The sequence below is a fragment of the Myxococcus hansupus genome (assembly GCF_000280925.3).
GTDB classification, from domain to species: domain Bacteria; phylum Myxococcota; class Myxococcia; order Myxococcales; family Myxococcaceae; genus Myxococcus; species Myxococcus hansupus.
On the sequence record NZ_CP012109.1, the window covers coordinates 5047371 to 5064858 of the forward strand.

The window sequence follows — 17488 nt, forward strand, 5'->3', positions numbered from 1 at the left end:
TTCGTCATCGTCCTGGAAGGTGGGCAGGGCCTGGCGGACCTGGCGACAGCGTGCCCGCTCCCCTACCCCGTGCGCGAGCCAGGTGTCGGCGGCGCGCCGTTGGGCGTGGAGCCCGTGGGCGTGGAAACGGCGGGCACTTCGTCACTCGCGCCGAAGAGGCCGCGCACCACCGCGGCGATGGCCAGCGGCGTCCCCACGCGCTCGTCGTAGTGCGGGGTCAGCGCCAGGGCGAAGTCCTCGGCCGTCAAGAACCGGTCCTCGGGCCGCTCCGCGAACGCGCGGGCCACCACGGCTTCCAGCGCCTCGGGGACGTCGGGACGCAGCTCACGCAGCGGCCGGTACTGCCGCGAACGGATGGCGCTGAAGACGGCATCCGGCGTGGCCCCGGTGAAGGGCCGCTCCAACGTCAACAGCTCGTAGAGCACCACCGTGGCCGCCCACAGGTCGGCCTCCGGACTCACCTCACCGAGCAATGACTCCGGGGACAGGTAGTACGGCTTGCCCAGCACGTCGCCGCCCTGGAGCTTGCCGTCCACCAGCACGCGCGACACGCCGAAGTCGCCCAGCTTGATTTCCCCCACGCGGGAGATGAACAGGTTCGACGGCGACACGTCACAGTGGACGATGCCCAGCCGCTCGCCCTGGGGCCCCGTGGCCGAGTGCGCGTACGCCAGCGCCTCCAACAGCACCTTGCCCAGGTACACCGCGAAGTCGAGCGGCAGCGGAATGCCCCGCACCTTGCAGCGACGGAGGATCTGCCCCAGGTCGCGGCCGTCCACCAACTCCATCACGATGAAGTAGATGCCCTCCAACTCGCCGGCATCCAGCACCGTGACGATGTTGGGGTGGTGCAACTGCTTGGACAGTTGCGCCTCGCGCGCGAACAGGGACACCGATTCAGGATCCCGCGTCAGCGCGGGCAGCAGCCGCTTCAGGGCCACCGTCCAGCCTTCACGCGCGCCCGCGAGCACCCGGGCGCGGTACACCTCCGCCATGCCGCCCTTTCCCAGGACGGAGAGGACCTCGTAGTTGCCGAAGACCCGCATGGGCTTCTGCGGCGGAGGCGACTGGCTCACGGCGTCGAGTTTCCGGCCCCCGCCGGAGCGCGAACCGGACCCCGCTTCCGGGCCCGCTGTTGCTGCATGAGTGAGTCGAGGTCCTTGATGTCCTCCCGCAGCGCCTGCTCCGGAGCGGCCTCGGAGGTCCGGCCCGCCGGCGTCCAGCCCATCTCGAACGCCTTGCGCAGCGCCTCGCGGGCACGCACGCGGTTGCCCTCGCGGTGGTACGCGTAGGCCAGCCAGAACTGGACGTCCGCGCGCGCCAGGCCGCGGCCCGCCTCCAGCGTCCGCACCGCGCGGCCCACGTCGTTGAGCGCGAGCTGACTGGCGCCCAGCCCCACCACGGCGGACGCGTTGCGAGGATCCCGCTCCAGCGCCAGCTCGAAGTGCCGCTGCGCCACCGCCGCGTTCCCCGACGCCAACTGCCGCTGCCCCTCCTCCAAGGGAGGAACCTCGCCCTGCCGGCCCAGCCCCGCGGCCACCTGCGCCGCCGAGGACCCCGCCCCGTCGGACAGCGCCACCGCCGACGCCGGACGCACGGGCGGCTCGGTCGCATCCGCCTCATGGGACAGGGGGCGCAAGAGCAGGAACGCGTCGTTCTTCAGCGAGGGCGAGCGGCACCCGTCCTTGAGCCGGAAGAGCGCCGTCATGGCCCCGTCTTCCGGGTTGAACACGACCAACGCCGACTGATGGACGCGCGGCTCGCACTGCGGCCCGACCTGGCAGAGCAACAACTGGCCCACCAGGACGTTGTCCTGGAACTCGCCAGAGAGCACCTCCGTGTCGGGTTCGAAGCCGCAGGGGCCGCCCGTCGCGGTGCCGGTCAGCCGGTCTCCCTGCACGCGCATGGACACGGCGCCATAGCCGTCCCCTTGATAGGAACTGGACACCGTGGGCGGTCCCGCCCACGCGAGGCCGGAGGCAACGGAAAGAACCGTCGCAAGACCCTTGTTCAATAGCGAGGGCGGCATATGTGGGTGGATTCGGGCTCTTTCCATCATAGAGGTCCCGTGCCTGCCTTGTAAACGCGCGAGGATGCCTTGACCCCGCCGCCCCCCATCCTTATCATTTCCAAAGACTCTGGCGGGTTTTCCCAATAGATTCGAGGACTTGGGGAGTTTTGTAGATTTATTCAAGGGCTGTCCCCTGCGGGGCGCGTGATGCTCGGCAGAAATTCGAACCGATACGTCCATTCCGGGGTCCGTTTCGGTCTCCATGTGCAAGCCCTCCCCTCTCACGGGGGATGAGGGAAGCCTGCGGAGACATGATTTCGGTCCCCACCTGGCTTTCAGAGGGTTCAATGGACGCCGGGCACACGGCCATGCTGCGGGGGACTTTTTCTGTGGAGCGGCGTCGGTGAGCGAGACGGTGGTGGAAGAGGCGGCGGCGAGGAAGCAGACCCTACGCGAAGAGCTCACGGCTCGCCGGAAGGCGATGACGCCGGACCTCATCGATACGCGGGGTCTCAAGGTTCAGTCTCGGTTCCTGGCAGCGCCGTATTATCAGAAGGCGCGGACGGTGGCGTTGTATGCCCCCATTCGGGGAGAAGTGCCTACCCGGGATATCCTGATCGCGGCGTTGCAAGACGGAAAGATCGTCTGCTACCCGCTCTCACATGTTCACGGGCGGATTCTTTCCTTCCGTGCCATCAAGTCGGAAAGCGAGCTGGAACCGGGGCGGCTGGGGGTGCGAGAGCCCACCAACTCCGCGGACCTCATCGCGGTGGACCAGATTGACCTCTTCGTGGTGCCGGGCCTGGGGTTCACCCGGGAAGGCAAGCGGCTGGGGCGCGGGGGCGGTTACTACGACGCCACCCTTCGCGCGGCCAGTCAGCGCAGTCGGCGGGTGGGCCTGGCCTTCAATGACCAGGTCGTCCCGGTGCTGCCCACGACGGGGGATGACGTCGACATGGACCTGGTCGTAACGGAGTCTGAGTCCCTGCGCGGCCTGTACCGCGACTGGGACTTCCTCGATACGTGAAAGTCCTCTTCATGGGGGACGTGGTGGGCCGCCCGGGTCTCCAGGCGGTCCGCACGCTCCTTCCGAGGGTCCGCGCGCAACATGGCGTGGACGTGGTGGTCGCCAACGCGGAGAACAGCGACCAGGGCTCGGGAATCACTTCAGAGACGGCCCACTACCTGCTCGACAGCGGCGTCCAGTTGCTGACGAGCGGTAACCATTTCTACTCCAAGAAGGCCATCCTCCCCTGGGTGAAGGAGCATCCGGACCTGTTGCTGCGTCCGGCCAACTACCCCAAGGGAACACCGGGCAAGGGCCACACCGTGGTGAAGCTCCCGGATGGCCGCGCCCTGGGTGTCATCAACCTGGAAGGGCGCGTCTACATGCGCACCGAGGCCAGTCCCTTCGAAGTGGTGGAGGGGTTGGTGGAGGAGCTGCGTCAGCAGACGCCCTGCATCCTGGTGGACATGCACTGCGAGGCCTCCAGCGAGAAGAACGCCATGGGCTTCCACCTGGACGGCCGCGTCTCGGTGGTGGTGGGCACGCACACGCACGTGCAGACCGCGGACGAGCGCGTCCTGCCGGGCGGGACGGCGTTCATCACCGACGTGGGCATGTGCGGGCCGTTGGACTCCGTCATCGGCATGAAGAAGGAGTCGTCGCTGGCGCGCTTCCTGGGCAAGACGGCGCCCTACGAGGTGGCCGAGCGGCTGGTGTACCTCCAGGGCATCGTGGCGGACATCGACGACGCCACGGGCCGGGCGCGGAGCATCCACCGCGTGCGGGAGCACCTGCCGGGCACCTGAAACAGCCTCGCGGAAGTGCGTCCACGGCCGACGCACTTCGGGTAGCTTGCGGCGCCATGAATCCGGACGCGCTGCGCAAGGCGACCCCCGAGGAGCAGTTCGAAGAAGTGACCCGTGGCACGGTGGACCTCCACTCGGCCGAAGACCTGAAGAAGAAGCTTCGGTATTCGTATGACACGGGCAAGCCGCTCATCATCAAGGCGGGCTTCGACCCGAGCCGGCCGGACCTGCACCTGGGCCACTCGCTGCTCCTGACGCGCATGCGGCGCTTCCAGGAGTTCGGCCACACGGTGGTGTTCCTCATCGGCGACTTCACCGGGTTGATTGGCGACCCCACGGGCCGCAACGCCACGCGCCCGGCGCTGACGCGCGACGAGGTGAAGGCCAACGCGGAGACCTACAAGAAGCAGGTCTTCAAGGTGTTGGACGAGGCGAAGACGCAGGTGCGCTTCAACTCCTCCTGGCTGGACACGCTGGGGACGGAGGGGATGATTCGCCTGGCCTCGCGCTACTCGGTGCAGCGCATGCTGGAGCGCGACGACTTCAAGAAGCGCTTCCGCGGCGAGGTCTCCATCTCCATCCACGAGTTCCTCTACCCGCTCCTGCAGGGCTACGACTCCGTGGTGCTGAAGGCGGACGTGGAGCTGGGCGCCACGGATCAGCTCTTCAACCTGCTGGTGGGCCGTCAGTTGATGAAGGAGGACGGCATCGCGCCCCAGGTCATCATGACGGGGCCCATCCTCGAAGGGCTCGACGCGAAGCTGGTGGAGGGGAAGATCGCCGGCGCGAAGATGTCCAAGAGCCTGGACAACTACGTGGGCATCGACGAGCCGGCGAACATCATCTTCGGCAAGCTGATGAGCATCACCGATGACTTGATGTGGCGCTACTACGAGCTGCTCTCCTCGAAGACCGTCGGGGAGCTGGCGGAGATGCGCGCCCAGGTGGAGTCCGGCGCGCTGCACCCGAAGACGGCGAAGGTCGCCTTCGCGCAGGAGATGACGGCGCGCTTCCACGGCGCGGAGGCCGGGACGAAGGCCGCCGAGGACTTCGAGAAGCGCTTCGCGAAGAAGGAGCTGTCCACGGACGAGCTCCCCCTGGTGGAGCTGTCCCTGGGCGGCGCGGAGAAGATGCCGGTGACGAAGCTCCTGCCGGAGACGAAGCTGGTGGCCTCCGCCACCGAGGCGCGCAAGCTGATGGCGCAGGGCGGCGTGCGCATCAACGGAGAGAAGGTGCAGGACGCCAAGGCGGAGCTGGGCGCCGGCGAGTACACGGTGCAGGTGGGCAAGCTGAAGGCGGCCCGCGTGAAGCTGGGTTGAATGCCCGGCCGCTGACGGCCGTCGCAGGCGCAGGACGTGCCCCCGTGCCCCTCGCTCCGAGGGGCACCGCGGGGACTGCTGTACACTCCCGTGCGCCATGCGTCTTTCCCTCCCCTGCCTCGCATTGTTGTTGGGTGCCTCGCTGCCGGCCCTCGCGGCCCGGGGCGTCTTCGTGTCCGACGTCGCGGTGGACGCCGTCGAGCAGCCCGAGTCCCCCAAGGTCGTCTTCACAGTGGAGGCCGGGAAGCCCTACCCGCTGCTGAAGAAGGGCGGGCCCCAGCGTGCCTGGTGCAAGCTGCAAGGCGGGTCGGCCGAGGGATGGGTGGTGTGTGATGGCGCGCCGGAGTCCACCGCGCCCGCCAGGCCCAGCGCCGCGGCGCTGGTGGCGGCGGACCGAGCGCAGCGGGAACGGGGCCTCGCGGGCGGTGGCGGCGCGCGGACGGAAGGGGCCGGTGGTGGGAATCAGGTGGTGCTGCGGGGGCCCGCGGGCAGCGCCGCCGCGCGGGCCTCGGTGACGGGGCGAAACGATGGCGCGCATGACGAGGAGCAGGCCGGCTCCGTGAGCGCCGTCGGCTGGAAGCCGGCCACGGGCTGCGCCACGACGTGTGACAGCGCGCCTCTCTTCGCGAAGGCCCCGGCGCTGTCGGCCATGGACCGCGAGGTGCTGGACCTGTGCCCTGCGCGCCCGGACGCCAGCGTGAGCGAGGGCGACGTGCGGCGCTTCGTCACCCGTTACTACGACGACGCGCGCGTCCAGCGGGCGCTGTCGGTGGCGGGACGTCCCGGCGCGAAGCAGGCCAACATCGACTGGCTCACGAGCCTGTGGGTGAGCACCGGGCCGCGCAACGCCTTCACGCACGTCTTCTGCGGGGATGACTGGCAGCGAGGCCCCATTGGCGGGCTGCACTTCCTGCCGCGTTATGCGCAGCTCGAGGCGGAAGGACGCCTCTGCTACCAAGGCCCGGCGCGCGGTAACGCGGCCTTGAAGGGCGACGCGTATCTCATCCGCTTCAAGGGCGTGGCGCCCTGGTCCTGTGGGGAGAAGCGCATCGGCAGCTTCTCCCGCTCACCTGACGCGGTGGAACTGATGGCCATTGGCACGCGTGCCTTCGCCCGGTGCTGCGCGCGCGGCGGGGCCAAGAAGGAAGGCGGCGTGTACTCCGCGGCCGACCTGGGTGGGACGAACTGGCGCGTGTGGTGCAGCACGCGCAACGGCACCTACGGCATCGCCACGCTCCACCCCACGGACGACAAAGCCACCTGCGGCGAGTGAGCATAGGCCTCCTGAGCGCCCCTACGGTTCGAGGTACTTCTTCTCCCGGTACTTCAACCGGACAGCCTCGGTCTGCCCATTTCGCAAGGGGTCCTGGAAAACGCAGATTGAGCTGGGGCGGTCCGGGCACAGTCGCGGCACCATCCTCCGCCAGACAAGGTCAATCAGGGAGTTGCTCATACTCGATGACGCGAAACTTCCGTCGCGAATGTTAATGAATCGCGACAACGCCAACGTGGTTATCCACGACGTGGTCGTCTGGGAGATAGGAAATATATCCACCCCATAGCCGTTCACTTGCAGCAGCGGCGTTTCGCCGTAGGCAAATGGACGGACCGGCTGCACACCACTGTTGAGATAGATGTCGACGTTCCGTAACTCCGGCCATCCGGAAAGACCTGAGGCCCCCCCCGCCCCGATTCATCGAGGCCGGAGTCCAGGACCGTGAAGTACCCCACCAGCATCCGATTCGGGAAAGCCGGTGACGGGAAATCGAAGGGAAAGTCCTGAGGGTTAGAGGCGTTGATGGCTGCCTGGGCGGCAAAGACACCGGGCGTATTGAAGAGCGCATCGGCAACCGGCGTATAGGCATTCAGCTTGGCGCGAAGGATGTCATCATGGGGAACGTGCCCGCCGCAAGAAGATGCCCACTGCTGCCGCAACGTCAGCAGGGTTTCTCCCGCGCTCAGGTTCACGAACCGAACGTTGTGCAGGGCCATAACGCGACGGAGTTCGTCCGCGACTTGATGCGACTTCGACGACAGGCGCGCCAGCGACTCTGGCGAACCAGACGCATCACACAAGTCTTCCAGCGCGTACCCATGCATACGAATCAGGTCCATCAACACGATGGGCTGATGCGGATTGGTCTCGATCAGTAAAGACAATACGAAACTTCCGTGCCCGATGTTCCCTACGTCGTAGAAGCCGAAGAGATCGCGAAGGGGCTGAGAGAGCGGGCGCAGAGATTCGGCCGGAACGAAATCTGGTAGAGCGAACGCATCCAACGCGTGGAAGAGCGTCGTGGGCGCGCGCCAGGAAAAAGGGACGGCAGCAACCGTCCCATTTTGGCCGACACGGTAATAGCCCTTGATGCGGTTGTGATAGCGCATCACTCGAGGAGGCAGCGAAGGAAAGTCATCCACGATAAGGATGGCCTCCCCAGTGCTCCGAGCCATTGAGAATCGACCAGGGTTGAACCCGAATTCGCCCCAACTGCAGTGGGAAACATCCTGCTGAAGAAAGCAGGTATCCGCCAGAATGTCCGCCTTGACCGAATCAATTAGGTTGGCGACCACCGGATCCAATTGGTAGCCCGGCAGCGTCGCTGGCGGTATGGACACGTCGTCTCCATCCGGCCCACAGCCTGATACCGGCAGCAGAAGCAGGACGGACACCACAGGCAGGACGAACCGAAGCAGCATGAGGCCTCACCCTTCCAATAGCGCGGCCGTCATTGAAGCGGCTTGCTCACGCCCATGCAGGGCTTTTAGTCGAAGAAAGAGGACATCGTCGTAGATGCGCTTCACCGGCGCGGGCATGCCGGGTGAGTACCCCAATGACCGAAGCAAGGCGGACTCTCCATTGGCGAGCGACTGGACGCCCTTCACGTCAATGTAGGCATGCATGAGGTCACGCAAGTCCGTGCTGCGGCCCTCATCCAACGCCGCGCCACCTCCTCCCGTGAGAGTCAGCTCTCGAGCGAGCGCGTCCGCAGACCGAAGCAACCACCGTTCATCCCCCTTCTTCGCGGCCGTCCGCAACACGTCGATAGAGTAGAAGCGGGATTCCGCCTGAAAATCGCCGAACGCCTCTTTCGCGAAGGCCGTGTCCGAAATGGCTCTCGAAGCAATCTCGGCACCGTGTCGAGATTCCAGGATTCGAGCGACCTGCCGCTGACGCACGGCGTTTTGATTGTAGAGCCCTTGGACGGACAACATCTCCCGGTAGCTCTCCGTCAGCAACGCCACCGCCTCTCGAGGGAACCCGCCCACGAACTCTGGGACGGCCACGGGAGGAGGAAGCTCGACCAGCCGCTGCTTGGCAATCTCAGCCGCCCGCGCCTCCAGGCGTGCCGCCACCGGAGCAGGCAGGCCTCGCGTCGGGATGGAGTGTGCCTTCGGAGTTTGCTCCGGCGGGACTGCAGCGTCCCATGCCACGACAAGGCTCAATCCCAAGACGCTTGCGGCCACCGAGACCATGGCCATGCGCCACCGCACCGTTTTCGACATGGTCTGTGCCTCCTGAGGCTAACACTGACTGGCGAGACGAACGGCTCGTGTCCATCCCGCCAGTCCAAAGGACCGATTCCTGACTAACGTCGGACGGCGATGGCGCCCAGTTCGCGAGAAAGCTGGTTCTGCCAGGCCAGGTCGCCAACGAGAACGCCTTCAGCAGCCAGGAAATGGCCCGCCTTGTCCTCCGCGTTGACCTCGAAGTTGTACACGTCGAAGGCAGTGTGTTCGAAGGTAAGGTTCCGCACGGTGACAATTTCACCCTCCAGCCCGACAAACTCGTCGCCAACACGTACGGTCTTCGCTTCCACCACCCGACCGTTGCTCAAGAGCATGCCGTGGTTTTGTGTCACTTTGAGCTGACGACCGTTGTCCAGGGTGAAGACGAAGAGCGAAGGGGATTCCTTCCCCTGCGACATCGCGACGATATTGCGCGTGAGGAACCCGGGCGTCGTCAGATTCGTTGTCTCATCGAGTGAGATAAGCTCGGTGGTCGAACGAACGGACTTCGCGGACAGCCACACTCGGAACCCATCCGCATCCTGCGTCAAAATCTGAGTATCCGCCTCGAAGCAGCCGCATTTACACACAGCGCCGATTTGATTGTGCCGGTCGACAACCGGGTAGAATCCGGTGGACATGCCCCAACTGTAGGCCGCCTGCGTAATCAGTTGCTGGGAGTAGGCATACGCCAACTCCGATTGGCACTCCGTCATGGTGATGCCACCCACGCAGCGGGTCGTATTCTGGCCCGCGAGGCTCTGGAAGGTGGCCAGCCGCATTCCCGGCCCAGTCTCGCTTCCCCCACCGCCTCCTCCGCCTCCTCCGCCTCCTCCGCCTCCTCCCCCACCCCCGCAGAGGCCTTGGTCCGTGAGTTCCATGCAGGGCTGCTCCTCGATGACGATGATGTCGCGGACCCCCTGCGCCGAGCTGTCGAGCCGCGCATCCTCGGGATTCGTGACCTCCTGACCACACGCGGCGACAAAGACGCTCATCCCCAAGCAGACCGTTAGCCAGATGCTCTTGCGTTCCATGATTGGACTCCACGCACAGCGGATTATTGGGAATACGAGTGGGACGGTCCTCGACCCCGCCGCGCACAATCCCTCCGAGCGCGAGCCACATCACTGGAACACAATCATCTGGCGACCGGATTTGTCCGTTCCGGAAGCGCTGCGCATGGGATGACGCCGGACGCCCTCACTAGAGAGATTTGACCTCTCGGGAAAGACTATCAATCCGGAAACAATGGCAAAGCAACCCCGACTCGAATGCTAAGGGATATCCACATCCAACCCGCGCATGAGCCAAGCAAGCCCGCACTGGGCCTCCCCGCTCATTGTGACGCCGCGCCCACCGCAATCCCAGCGCCACTAGAGTACGCGGTGAACTCCGGAGCGAACATGGCCTGGAGGGTCGCCAGCCCCAGATTGAACGCGCCGGCCGTATTGGCGAGCAGGCAGTAGTTTAAGGTGTCGTGAGCCCTGCGAAGGGCCACGCCCCCACCCGCGACAAGGCCACCCGAGGGAAATGAGCCCGGCGAAGGGCTCCGCTCCCACCAGCGAGCGCGGACCTACTTCGCCGCGCCCACCGTAATCACGGCGCCGCTGGAGTACGCGGTGAACTCCGGCGCGTACATGGACTGGAGCGTAGCGGGCCCCACCTTGAACGAGCCCCCCATGTTGGCGCGCAGCCGATACTTGAAGGTGTACTCACCGGCGGGCAGGCGCTCGAAGAAGAAGTTGGTGCCGGAGTCGCGCGTCTCCTCGTACCAGGCGATGCCCAAATCCCACCGGTGGCGGGACTGCACGCTCTCCGGCTCCAGGCCCGCGGCGCGCGGGTCCCTCAGGTGGACGTACTCCGCGGCGTGCTTCGTGCGCAGGGACAACTGCACCTCCACTTCGTCGCCAGGCAGCACGACGGAGCCCTCGGCCAGCGGGACGAGCACGGCTTCACGGCCCTGGCGCTCGCGCAGGAAGTAGCGCCGCGACACCTGGAAGAAGTCGCCCCGCTCGCTGTCCGGCAGCTTCTCCGTGGAGAAGTGCCACGTCGCGGACGCGAAGGCGAAACCCGGCGTCGTCTTCTCCACCTTCACCGCGCTCATCGTCGCCGGGTTCAACTCCGGGCCGGGCACGACGACCTGGTTCTTCTTCCCCGTGTACTCATCCGGCGAGAAGTTCATCCGCACCACGCGCGGGCCCACCGTCACCAGGGCATCCTCACGCACGCCGAGCGCGCCCTCCGCCTGGAGGTACTTCACCAGCGCGTACAGCGCCTCCGCCGTGGCCCGCGTGGACTTCCAGTGGTTGAGCTTCTTGTTCAGCAGCAGCCACTGGACCAGTCCCTCGCGGCGCGGGTCCTTCGGGTTCAGCTCCGTCAACGTGCGCAGCGCGAAGGCGTGCGTCTCCGTGGTGTCGTTGTACCAGAGCCAGCTCCGGTCCTCCTGAGCCCAGTAGGTGCCCAGCTCGTCGCTTGTCTTCGCCGAGTCCATGACGCTCTCCCACACGCGCTCCGCATCCGCCTTGCGGCCCGCGCGCTTGAGCGTCAGCGCCAGGTACCCCTTGAGGTACGGCGAGTGCTGCTTCCAGTGCTTGTAGCTGAACGCGAGGATCTGCTGCCGCTCCGCGGCGGTCAGCGCGTCACCGGTGTAGCGCTCGTTCGGGTACGCCGAGGCCGTGTAGTTGAGGAAGGTGAGGAACTCCCAACCGGTCCCCTTCGCCATCAGCTTCTTCGCGTACTCCTCGCGGAAGTGCCCCGCCAGATAACCCCAGGCAGCGCGCGTCATCTCCGGAGGAACCTCCACGCCGAACTCCATCGCGCGGGACAGGCCGTGCACGATGTAGAGCGTCATGTACGGCGACGGCGGGCCACCCGGCCACCACGGGAACCCACCGCTGGCCGTCTGGGCCTTGCGGAGCTTCGCCATCGCGGACGTGCGCTCGGCGGCGGCGACGCGCGGGTCCAGCACGTTCGCCAGGCCTGCGTCCACCTCCGGGCCGCCCTTGGCCATCTCCAGCCAGGGCGTCTCCTCCAGCGCCAGCTTGCGGTTCGGGTCCACCGAGTCCCACGTCTCCAACTGCGTGGGGCGCTCGCTCAGCTTCTTCGCCATGCGCGCCACTGACGGGTACTGCCCATACAGGCTGGACAGGATGCCCGCGGAGACGAAGCGGTTGAGCGTCTGCTCCGTGCACTCGTAAGGGTAGTTCACCAGGTACGGCAGCGCCTGGAGCGCCGAATAGAACAACTGCGTGTCCACCGTGACGACGAGCTGCTCGTTCACCCGCGTCGGGTCTCCCCCCGCGCGCAAGTCATCGAACCGCATCGTCTTCCCGTCGTTGCCCTTCAGCGTCACGAAGCGCGACTGCGACAGGTGCATCCGGCCCGGCAGCACCGGCACGGGGCGAAGCTCGCCGTCGCTCCAATCCCCCGCGCGCGCCTCCACGCGGAACGCCACCATCCCCACCCGGGCCGGCGTGGTGAGCGGGAAGCGCAGCCGCGTCCCCTTCCCCGCCGCCACGGAGAAGCGCTGCGAGGCGCTCTGAACACCGAAGTCCGCGAGCACGCTCTTCTGCGTCTCCGGATCGACGATGTCCAACACGAGCGAGCCATTCATCGGCGCGGTCCCCGCGTTGTTCACCATCACCTCCAGCACGGCGCGGTCCCCTTCACGCAGGAAGCGCGGCACGTAGGGCCGCACCATGAGCTCCTTCACGCTGCGGGACGTGCGCTGCAACGAGCCGCCCTTCAAGTCCCGGGTCAGCGCATGGACCCACACGCTCCACGCCGTCACGGAATCCGGCACGGTGAACTCCAACGTCGCGGAGCCGTCCGCCCCGTTGAGCACCCGGGGCACCCAGAACGCCGTCTCCGCGAAGTTCGAGCGCAATCCCTCCGACGGCGCCTCCGCCCCACCCTCAGCGAACTGGGCCGCGGCATCCACGGACGTCACGCTCTTGCGCTTCTCCTCCCGCGCCGGCGCGGGAGCCGGCGGTGGCGGCGGCGGGGCACCTTCCCTCAACATTTCGGGAGCCGCCGCGGCGCGGGGAGCCCCCGGAGCGTTCCGCATGCCACCCACGCTTCCACCGCGGTTGTAGGCCCCGAAGCGCCGCCGACCGGGTCCGCCCAGTCCGTAGCCGTCCTCGAAGCGCAGCACGTCGGGGTCGGGGCGCGGCCAGCTCGTCACCTCGGCATAGCGGTCGTTCACCAGCCAGCGGGAGTACCCCAGGCCCAGGGATGAATGCAGGGACGCGTGGGTGCTCCAACGCGGATACAAGTCCGCCACGCGGGGCGGAGACTGCTTCGCGAACAAGTCCAACGACTGGTCATACATGTACGCGAGCAGCTCGGCGGTGCCGGCCTCGACCTTCGCGCCGTTCTGCCCCCGGACCGTCACCCGCCACGTCTCCTTGGCACCGGGCCGCAACGTGTCGCGGAACGTCGCGAACTCCAGCTTCAGCTCCTTGTCGTCCCAAGGCACGAAGAGGGTCTTCGAGAACTGCAGGAACTGGTAGTCGCGCACCATCGACAGGACCACGGTGAAGCCGCCGCGCATCTCCGCCGTCACGGGGACCTCCAGCACGCCGGAGGACGTCCCCGCGACGAGGGTGCGCCGCGAGAGGCGCTGCTCTCCCCGGTAGACGTCGAGCAGCATGGGCTGCCCCTCGAAGCCGGAGAGGGCCAGCAGCCGCGCCACTTCGCCCACCTGCGCCGTGTCACGTTCGGCTTCCAGCAGCCCGGGCAACTCGAGACCGCCCTTGGCCCCCGCCACCAGCAGGTCGCTCGCCACGGTGTACTTCTGTCCGAACGCGTCCGTCGTCTCGTAATGCAACCGGTAGGCACCGGCCTTGAGCGAAGGCAGCTTCACCTGGGCCAGCCCCTCCGCGTCGTGCTGCACCGTGCCCTTCGCCTGCTCCGCGCCGTCTGCCCACCCGCGCAACGTGGAGTCCGGCGAATAGGAGGAGAGCCAACGCGCGTGCTGCGCGTCTCCCGGCGTCGGCGTGTACACGACTTCGGGGTCCACGAACTTCTCGAGCGCGTTGGCCTCGTCCGCGGGCATCACCGGCCGGGAGGGCTGCGCCAGGGCCACCAGCCGCCACCGGCCCTCGCCCTTCTGGGGCACGCCATCCAACGTCGCGCGCGTCAGCCGAAGCGTCGCGGGCGCGCCTTCACGGAAGAACCCCGTGTCCGCGTCCACGCGCGTCTCCACCGAGACGAAGCCCAGTCGGAAGGCGCGGTGGGCCGAGCGCGTCTCGCCGCCTTCGTCCGTGGCGTCCGCCTCGATGCGGTAGCTCCACGTCATGCCCGGCGTGCCCGCCATCCGCTCGTCCGCTTCGGGCGTGAAGCCAATGGTGAAGCCGCCGTCCTCGCGCAGCGACGCCATGCCCGTGCCCACCACCTGCCGCTCCGCGGAGGTCGAACGGACGCCCCACCACCACCAGGGCATCACCGGCTCCCGGTAGGCGCGCCACCGCACCGAGCCGGACGTCACCGGCATGCCGAAGTAGTAGCGGGCCTCGCCCTGAATCGTCGCGGGGCGGTTGATGCGCAGCGGCGCCTGCGCATCCTTCAGCGTCACCTCGAAGGTGGGCCGCTTGTACTCCTCCACGCGGATGACGGCCTGGCCCCCATTGCTCACCGTCACGGACCACGCGCCCAGCACCCGGCCCGTGGGGATGGTGAACTCCCCCGCGGCCGAGCCGAAGTCATTGGTGTGGACCTCCCGGGTCTCCACCACCTGGCGGTTCGGGTCCATCAGCGACACATGGAGCCCCTCGCCCGCCTTCACCGCGAAGCGCGCCTGGTCGTAACGGCCGCTGTAGGACACCACCTTCCACTGCACCTTCTGCAGGGGCCGGTACACCGCGCGGTCCGTGAAGACGAGGGCGCTGCTGCGCTCCCCGGGGGGCTCCCGGTGGTAGAGGCCCACGTGGTGGGTGTGCCGGAGCAGCTCCCGCCCACGCCCGGCGAGCAACATGTGGTTCTGGTAGCCTCGGCCCGGCGCCGCCTTGAAGGTGGCCATGCCCGCCGCGTCCGTGGTGGTGCGCGCCGCTTCGGTGAACCCCTTCTGGTAATCCAGATGGATGAGCCGCAAGGGGACCTTCGCGACGGGGGCGCCCGTCTCCCCGTTCACCACCCGCACCTCCACCACGTCCGTCCCCTGCATCCGGGAGACAATCACCCAGGGCGTCACCGTGAGGTACACCGCCATGATGCGGTTGTTCTTCTCCCGGAAGTCCTCCTGGGCGGACACCGCGATGACGTAGGTCCCCGTCTCCTGGAGCGGCGGCGTGACGAAGGTGCGGTGGTCCCGGAAGTCCTCCGTCTTCGGCAGCGCGACGCTCCAGGTGGCCACCGCGCGCTGGCCCTTCATGAAGGACTTCAGCTTGTCCCCGTCCGGCATGAAGTCGAAGTCGTCCCTCTTCGCGAGCTGCGCCTCCAGGTCCATGCGGTACGCGCGGAAGTGCAGCGTGGGCACGTTGCGGTGGGTGACCTCGATGGAGCGGCGCCGCGGCCCGTCCGACGACATGATCCCCAACTGGAACTCCGGGGCCTCGAGCTGGGACACGATGGACTGGCAGCGCCGGGCCCCCAGCGAGCCGGGATGCGTCGCCGCGCACGCCTTCGCCAGCGTGTGGGCACGCACCGCGTGGTCCGCGGTCCGCTCCATCTCCGCGAGCTGGGCCTGCCCCACGGCCGACCAGGGAACGTTCTTGAACGTGGGCAGGTGCGCCGCCAGGTGCTGACGGATGCGCGTCCGGTCCTCCTTGTCGGTGAAGTGCTGGTGCAGCACCTCGTAGCGATTGAGGCGCGCCTCCAGCTCCGCCTCACGCCGGCCCGCGGCGCGGTGCCAGACCTCCAAATCCCCGAGCACCGCGGCCACCTTCTCCAAGGGGTGCACCGCCGGGTCCGTCAACGCCACCGTCCGCGTGCCGCTCAGGAGCGCGCCGAGGTCCAGGCGGTACACCTCGTTGGCCTGCTCGGGCCGCCAGTGCGAGCTGTCCGACAGCAGGGACACGCGCAGATACGTCACCGCGTCGCGCAGCGTGGAGCGCACGCCGTCCGGGTAGGTGTTGGGCTGGAGGTACTCCGTCAGCACCTTCACCGGCTCCGCGCCGAGCTGCTGCCGCTGCGTCCAGACCTCCTCATAGGCCCGCTGGGCCTCGGTGAGAATCTGCTCGTACGTCCACGCCTTGAGGTCCACCGGACCGGAGGACGCCACCGTCTCGCGCTGGCGCACCTCCCAGCCATACTCCCGCGCGTAGGTGACCAGCGCGTTGGCGTAGTAGAGGTTCAGCGTCGCGCGGTGCAGCGCGCCCTTGGGCCAGGGCTGATCGCGCAGGAACCGGACCGACGTTTCATACCCATGCAGCGCGGTGCGAAGCTGCACCGTGCGAATCAGGGCCCGCGCCCAATCGGCCTCGTCGGCCGCCTTCTTCGCCTGCTCCAGGCGGGCCTCGGCGGCCTGCGCGGCGGCCTCCAGCTTCTGCTCGGAGACCATCGTGTCGATGGCCTTCCACGACGGCGGCGCCTTGCCCTGCCCCAACGCGGGCGAGGCCAGCAGGAGGGACATCAAGCACAGCGAAACGAAGGGTGCGCGGGTCCAGGGGGTCCGGTGCATGTCGGCACTCTAGACACAGCCGCCCCCTGGAACGTTCCACAATGAACGTCAGATTTCCCCGGAGGGCTCTGGCGCGCGACGGCGCAGACCCACCAGGTAGACCTCCATGCTGGCGCCGCGCGTCGCCTCGGGGCGGACCACCTTCACCTCCTCGAAGAGGGCGCGCACCTGGTTGCGGAAGTCCTCGAAGTCGCCCCCCATGAAGACCTTGGCCACGAAGGAGGAACCGGGGAGCCCCCGCGCCGCGGCGATCTCCAGGGCCTTGCCCGCGAGCCGCAGGCTGCGCGCCTCGTCGGTGGCCTTGATGCCGCTCGTCTTGGGCGCCATGTCGGAGATGACCGCGTCGAAGGGACCGTCATAGATGGCGGCCAGCTTCGCGTCGAAGTCGTCCGCGAGCACGTCCATCACCTCCGTGCGCACGAAGGGCTGGCTGAAGGGCCGGATGGGGACGATGTCCACGCCGATGACGCGGCCCTTGGGGCCCACGGCATCCGCGAGGATCTGCAAGAAGCCTCCCGGCGCGGCCCCAAGGTCGAGCACCACGTGCCCCTTCTTCACCATGGGGAAACGCTTGATGAGCTCATCGACCTTGAAGGCCGAACGGGCTCGAAGGCCCTCTTGCTTGGCCTTCTGGAAATAGTGGTCTTTAGGACGGTAGGGCTTGCCCATGTCAGGGGGGCTCCCTAGCATCCGCTACTGTCTTCGGGAAGCCGGAGCAGTCGCGGGTGTGACTGCCCGTGCAACGGCCAGTCCGGAGGATGTTGCATGGGCACCACCCGGAGCGTGATGACGGCGCTTTGCATCTCCCTGCTCGCGGCGGGCGGCGCCTCGTACTGCTACATCCGCGCGGATGCCCTCCAGGTCCAGGGCCAGTGGCTGATGGAGCGCGGCACCGCCCAGGCAGAGGATTACGCGGCACGGCTGGATGGCGGCGCGGCGGATGCCCAGTTGAAGACGTTCGCGGAGCGCCGCGGGGTCCTCGAGGCGGCGCACGTGTGGCAGCGCGGCATGATGCTCGGCGTGCTGGCGGCCTCGCTGGCGGCGGTGTGCGCGTACCTGCTGTTCCTCCTCAAGCGGCTGAACGACCAGCTCATCGACGTCACGGGTGGCGACAGCCACGCCAGCCACACCCGGGAGCATGCCTCCTCGGAGCACGTCCAGGCGTTGACGCCCAGCCCCCAGCGCTGAGCGCTCGCCGCGCCCGGTGGCGCGCTGGCACAA

The 17488-nt window shown here is 67.5% G+C and carries 12 protein-coding genes and 1 other RNA gene; 6 read left to right on the top strand and 7 right to left on the bottom strand.

Annotated features, from left to right (window positions below; all coding sequences use genetic code 11):
• Positions 1-62: 62 nt before the first annotated feature.
• Positions 63-1076, bottom strand: a complete 1014-nt coding sequence (locus A176_RS19445; RefSeq protein WP_002639729.1) for a serine/threonine-protein kinase — start codon at positions 1074-1076, stop codon at positions 63-65.
• Positions 1073-1948, bottom strand: coding sequence for a tetratricopeptide repeat protein (locus A176_RS19450; RefSeq protein ID WP_002639728.1), 876 nt, complete (start codon positions 1946-1948; stop codon positions 1073-1075). Before A176_RS19450 ends, A176_RS19445 begins: the two co-directional genes overlap by 4 nt.
• Positions 1949-2198: 250 nt before the next feature.
• Here A176_RS19450 and ssrS point away from each other — a divergent pair.
• The 5 genes from ssrS (at position 2199) to A176_RS19470 (ending at position 6415) form a co-directional block, all read left to right on the top strand.
• Positions 2199-2395: non-coding RNA, 6S RNA (ssrS, locus tag A176_RS37610), on the top strand.
• A gap of 19 nt (positions 2396-2414) precedes the next feature.
• Positions 2415-3038: a 5-formyltetrahydrofolate cyclo-ligase gene (locus A176_RS19455; RefSeq protein ID WP_002639727.1), complete on the top strand. Its 624-nt coding sequence runs from the start codon at positions 2415-2417 to the stop codon at positions 3036-3038.
• Complete coding sequence (locus A176_RS19460) at positions 3035-3823, top strand: TIGR00282 family metallophosphoesterase (protein ID WP_002639726.1); 789 nt, start codon at positions 3035-3037, stop codon at positions 3821-3823. Before A176_RS19455 ends, A176_RS19460 begins: the two co-directional genes overlap by 4 nt.
• Positions 3824-3879: 56 nt before the next feature.
• Positions 3880-5142 (top strand): tyrosine--tRNA ligase, encoded by a 1263-nt coding sequence (tyrS, locus tag A176_RS19465; protein ID WP_002639725.1) that lies wholly within the window; start codon positions 3880-3882, stop codon positions 5140-5142.
• 97 nt (positions 5143-5239) lie between these two features.
• Positions 5240-6415: an EndoU domain-containing protein gene (locus A176_RS19470; protein ID WP_002639724.1), complete on the top strand. Its 1176-nt coding sequence runs from the start codon at positions 5240-5242 to the stop codon at positions 6413-6415.
• A 293-nt stretch (positions 6416-6708) separates the two neighbouring features.
• On the opposite strand, the gene A176_RS19475 is transcribed toward A176_RS19470, so the two are convergent.
• From A176_RS19475 to A176_RS19495, 5 genes are all read right to left on the bottom strand, one after another.
• A complete protein-coding gene (locus A176_RS19475) occupies positions 6709-7839 on the bottom strand; it encodes a hypothetical protein (RefSeq protein ID WP_226993926.1) in 1131 nt (376 codons plus the stop codon).
• 6 nt (positions 7840-7845) lie between these two features.
• Positions 7846-8646 (bottom strand): hypothetical protein, encoded by an 801-nt coding sequence (locus tag A176_RS19480; protein WP_044891057.1) that lies wholly within the window; start codon positions 8644-8646, stop codon positions 7846-7848.
• Between the two features lie 83 nt (positions 8647-8729).
• Entirely contained in the window at positions 8730-9683 is a 954-nt protein-coding gene (locus A176_RS19485; protein WP_021781616.1) for a Hint domain-containing protein, read from the bottom strand.
• A 539-nt stretch (positions 9684-10222) separates the two neighbouring features.
• Positions 10223-16267 (bottom strand): alpha-2-macroglobulin family protein, encoded by a 6045-nt coding sequence (locus A176_RS19490; protein ID WP_044891058.1) that lies wholly within the window; start codon positions 16265-16267, stop codon positions 10223-10225.
• Between the two features lie 48 nt (positions 16268-16315).
• The gene (locus A176_RS19495) at positions 16316-16957 is read right to left on the bottom strand and encodes an SAM-dependent methyltransferase (RefSeq protein WP_044891059.1); all 642 of its coding nucleotides are present in this window, start codon (positions 16955-16957) and stop codon (positions 16316-16318) included.
• A 75-nt stretch (positions 16958-17032) separates the two neighbouring features.
• Here A176_RS19495 and A176_RS19500 point away from each other — a divergent pair, with 75 nt between their 5' ends.
• The gene (locus A176_RS19500; RefSeq protein ID WP_002639719.1) at positions 17033-17455 is read left to right on the top strand and encodes a hypothetical protein; all 423 of its coding nucleotides are present in this window, start codon (positions 17033-17035) and stop codon (positions 17453-17455) included.
• Positions 17456-17488 lie beyond the last annotated feature (33 nt).